A 4,100-nucleotide genomic window follows, 5' to 3' on the forward strand; every position below is an offset into this window, starting at 1 on the left:
CCGGCCGCCCGGGCCAGCCCGTGCAGGGCGCCGATCTGATAGATCACGTCGGCCAGCAGGTCTTCGGGTGTGACGTCGATGAAGCGGCGACCGAAGCCGGCCAGGTCGCGGTAGCTCACCTGCGCGCCAATCCGTACGCCGCGCTCCGCGGCCAGTCGACACACCGCCAGCAGCTTGGCCGGGTCGCCGGCATGGAAACCGCAGGCGACGTTGGCGCTGGTGACGATGCCGAGCATGGCGGCGTCGTCACCGAGTTGCCAGACACCGAAGCCCTCGCCCAAGTCGGCGTTGAGGTCGATGCGTGCCACGTTTGCAGCTTAATGGTCTCGCTCGTAAGTTCGTCGAGGTCGGTGGTGGTGGAATGGCCGTGCGGTCTGGTTGTCGCGGGTCTCGAATGCGTTGAGGCGGTCGATGATGGCGTCAAGGCTGGTGAAGCCTTTGGGCGAAAAAGCTTTTCGTTGAACGACGGAGAAGTAGATCTCGATCTGGTTGAGCCAGGACGCGTGCACCGGGGTGTACGCCATGATCGCCGTTGCGCACCGAGATCGACGTTTTGGCGGCAAAGTTCGAGTGCAGGCCTGCCAAAACGTCGATCTCGACGCGGGGAAGGCAACTCCCGGCCGCGACGCTGGGCGGCCCTGGCGTGGTTGGCGGCCGATCTCAAGGTGTCGCGCACTACGATCTCGAACGCCTACAACCGGCCGGACCAGCTGGTCGGACGCGCTTCCGGAACGCGTGCTGGCCACGGCCGAACGGCTGGGTTATCCCGGGCCCGCCGGCCGGAGGGCCCGCCTCGACCCTGAACTACACCGTAGCGGTATCGCCGTTGCCGAGCAGCAGCCGAACCGCCAACTCCAGTCGCTTGCTGACGTCGGTCGCCGACGCGCGCCGGGTCAGCCAGGCCAACAGGTTGTTGGTCCACACATCCGAGATCACCCGGGCGATGTGGTATTGCTCCTCGGTCGGTTCGCCGTCGCCCATCGCGCGGGCGAACATCGAGTCGATCAGCTTCTCCACCTGATCAACTTCGCCGGCCGCGGATGCGTCGGCGAAAACGTAGGCGCGAGTCATCGCCTCGGTCAGCAGTGGATTGCGCTGCATCGCCCGGTTGAGCTTGCTGATCATGAAATTCAGGCGCTGATTCGGCGTCCCGCCGACCAGGGTGGACCGGTCGGTCTTGGCGTCGATGCGTTCGAACTCCCGGCCCAGCGCGGTCACCAGCAGGTGCACCTTGGACGGGAAATACCGGTACAGCGTGCCCACCGCGACGTCTGCCCGGTCGGCCACCGCGCGCATCTGAACAGCCTCGTAGCCGCCCTTGGAGGCGATCGCCATGGTCGCGTCCAGGATGCGCTTACGGCGCTCCCGCTGCGCTTCAGAGCCGAGTTCCGACTCGGCCAATACGGCCACGTTCATCACCTCACGAGGTTGCGCAGAAGACGAACCCGAGGATTCCCCCGAGTTGACCGATGCTGGCTCCGAAGCCGAACGGGTCATCAGACGGACAGCTCCTTCCATTGGGCGCTCGCTCGAAACGATACGCATGCCCAGCGCGAATATCCCACCAGCGTGCGGCCGAGACACCGGGATGTCCTGCTGCGATGGCATTCGACTTGACGATCGAACACTGGCACTATTAGAACACGTTCTAGTCTTGTGCGTGGTGCCTCCGGCAACGTCGCCACCCGTCGATCGAGGAGTCCAGGTGGGCATGACCCCCAGCACTATTTCCTCCGAACAGTTTGCGGCGCGGGAGTTGGTGCGCGACTGGGCCGTCGGCTCCGGCGCCACCGAAGCGGTCCGGGATATCGAACAGGGTAAGCCAAATGCCTGGCGAGCGGTCTTCGACGGCCTGGCCGAACTGGGCTTATTCGGTGTCGCGGTTCCCGAGGACTGCGGTGGTGCCGGCGGGACCATCGAGGACCTGGCTGCGATGATCGAGGAGGCCGCCCGGGCGTTGGTGCCCGGACCGGTGGCCACCACGGCCCTGGCCACCCTCGTGGTCTCCGACCCGCGGTTGCGCGCCGCCCTCGCTACCGGGGAACGCACTGCTGGGGTGGGGCTCGGCGGCGATGTCGAGTTCGACGAGACGACTTCGACGGCGTCGGGAACAGTGCCGGTTGTGCTAGGCGGCGTGGCCGAGGGTTTGCTTTTGGTGCCAGCCGGCGGTACGTGGCTGCTCGTCGACGGCGCCGCCGAGGGCGTTTCCGTCGAGGCGCTCCCGGCCACCGACTTCTCCCGACCCCTGGCGCGGGCGGTGCTCACCGACGCTTTGGCCACTGTGATCGACGCTCCGGTGACCGACCTGACAGCGGCGGTGCTCTCGGCCGAGGCCGCCGGCATCACCCGATGGGCGCTGGACACCGCTGTCGGCTACGCCAAGGTCCGCGAACAATTCGGTAAACCGATCGGTAGCTTCCAGGCGATCAAGCACCTGTGCGCCGAGATGCTTTGCCGCACCGAGCAGGTGGCTGTTGCTGCCGCCGACGCTGCTCGTGCCGCTCAGGGTGACGACACCCGGCAGCTGTCCATCGCGGCCGCCATCGCGGCCGGTGTGGCCATCGACGCGGTCAAGGCGAACGCCAAGGACTGCATCCAGGTGCTCGGCGGCATCGGAATCACCTGGGAGCATGATGCGCACCTGTATCTGCGCCGGGCTTACGCGATCGGGCAGTTCCTCGGCGGGCCCGCACGCTGGCTGCGCCGGACCGCCGAACTCACCACCGACGGTGTCCGCCGCGAGCTCGGTATCGACCTCAGCGAGGTTGCCGACCTGCGGCCCGAGATCGCCGACGCGGTCGCCGGAATCGCGGCGCTGGCAGACGACCAACGGCAGGCCGGGCTCGCCGAGGCCGGGCTGCTGGCGCCGCACTGGCCTGCGCCCTACGGGCGCGGGGCCGGGCCGGCCGAGCAGCTGCTGATCGATCAGGAGATGGCGTCGGCCGGCGTGACCCGGCCCGACCTGGTGATCGGCTGGTGGGCCGCGCCGACCATCCTCGAATACGGCACACGCGAGCAGATCGAGCAGTTCGTGCCCGGCACATTGCGCGGCGAGATCTTCTGGTGTCAGCTTTTTTCCGAGCCTGGCGCGGGCTCGGACCTGGCCTCGCTGCGTACCAAGGCGGTTCGGGTAGACGGCGGCTGGGAGTTGACCGGACAAAAGGTGTGGACCTCCTCGGCGCACAAGGCGCAATGGGGTGTCTGCCTGGCCCGCACCGACCCCGACGCCGCGAAACACAAAGGCATCAGCTATTTCCTGATTGACATGAGCTCGCCCGGCATCCTGATCCGGCCGCTGCGCGAGATCACCGGCGACGCGTTGTTCAACGAGGTTTTCCTCGACAACGTATTCGTGCCCGACGAGATGGTGGTCGGCACGGTCAACGACGGCTGGCGGCTGGCCCGGACCACGCTGGCCAACGAACGGGTCGCGATGGCCGCGGGCACTGCGCTGGGCAACCCGATGGAACAGCTGCTCGACGAAGCGGCGAAGGCGAATCTTGATGTTGCACAACAGGATCAACTCGCACGGTTGATCATCACCGCCCAAATCGGTTCGCTACTCGACCAGCGCATCGCCCAACTCGCGGTAGGTGGTCAAGACCCCGGGGCGCAGTCCAGCGTCCGTAAACTCATCGGTGTGCGATACCGGCAGGCGTTGGCCGAGTTTCGGATGGACCTGTCCGAGGGTGCCGGCATCGTCGCCGACGACACCGTCAAGGATTTCCTCAACACCCGCTGCCTGACGATCGCGGGTGGCACCGAGCAGATTCTGCTGACGCTGGCCGCCGAACGCCTTCTCGGCCTGCCGCGCTGAAGGAACTTCTCCATGCGCGTCCAGTGCATCGAGTGTGCAGCCTGGGCGTCGAGTGTGCATCGTGGGCGGGAAGATCGCGAAAATCCCGCCCCTTGCGCACACTCGAAGCCGTCAGTGCACACTCGATGCCCAGCAGGGTTAGACAGAAGGCGGCAAGCGGACAGCCAGCCACCAGAGCGCCCTGAGCTTTGTCGCAAGTCGTTGATGTACCCCCATGACGGAGTGGCTCGCCGAACGTGTAACCAATGCGAAAAATCGCGGCAAAAATCGCAGTGTGTGCACG

4 protein-coding genes and 1 pseudogene are annotated in these 4,100 nt (G+C 66.4%); 2 read left to right on the forward strand and 3 right to left on the reverse strand.

Annotated features, from left to right (window positions below; genetic code table 11):
* Positions 1-308: LamB/YcsF family protein (locus AC2VOG_RS17910; RefSeq protein WP_486941190.1), on the reverse strand; the 308-nt coding region annotated here is incomplete at its 3' end.
* A gap of 9 nt (positions 309-317) precedes the next feature.
* Positions 318-524 carry a hypothetical protein gene (locus AC2VOG_RS17915; protein ID WP_486941191.1) on the reverse strand — a complete coding sequence of 69 codons (207 nt, stop codon included), beginning with the start codon at positions 522-524 and terminating at the stop codon, positions 318-320.
* 54 nt (positions 525-578) lie between these two features.
* Between AC2VOG_RS17915 and AC2VOG_RS17920 the strand changes: the two are divergent.
* Positions 579-774, forward strand: a pseudogene (locus tag AC2VOG_RS17920) (hypothetical protein); the annotation flags it as partial.
* A 30-nt stretch (positions 775-804) separates the two neighbouring features.
* Here the strand turns inward: AC2VOG_RS17920 and kstR are convergent.
* The gene (gene kstR, locus AC2VOG_RS17925) at positions 805-1,410 is read right to left on the reverse strand and encodes a cholesterol catabolism transcriptional regulator KstR (RefSeq protein WP_486941193.1); all 606 of its coding nucleotides are present in this window, start codon (positions 1,408-1,410) and stop codon (positions 805-807) included.
* A gap of 301 nt (positions 1,411-1,711) precedes the next feature.
* On the opposite strand from kstR, the gene AC2VOG_RS17930 reads away from it, so the two are divergent.
* The gene (locus tag AC2VOG_RS17930) at positions 1,712-3,817 is read left to right on the forward strand and encodes an acyl-CoA dehydrogenase family protein (protein ID WP_486941192.1); all 2,106 of its coding nucleotides are present in this window, start codon (positions 1,712-1,714) and stop codon (positions 3,815-3,817) included.
* Positions 3,818-4,100: the final 283 nt, after the last annotated feature.

The organism is Mycobacterium sp. TH-M11 (assembly GCF_057473725.1).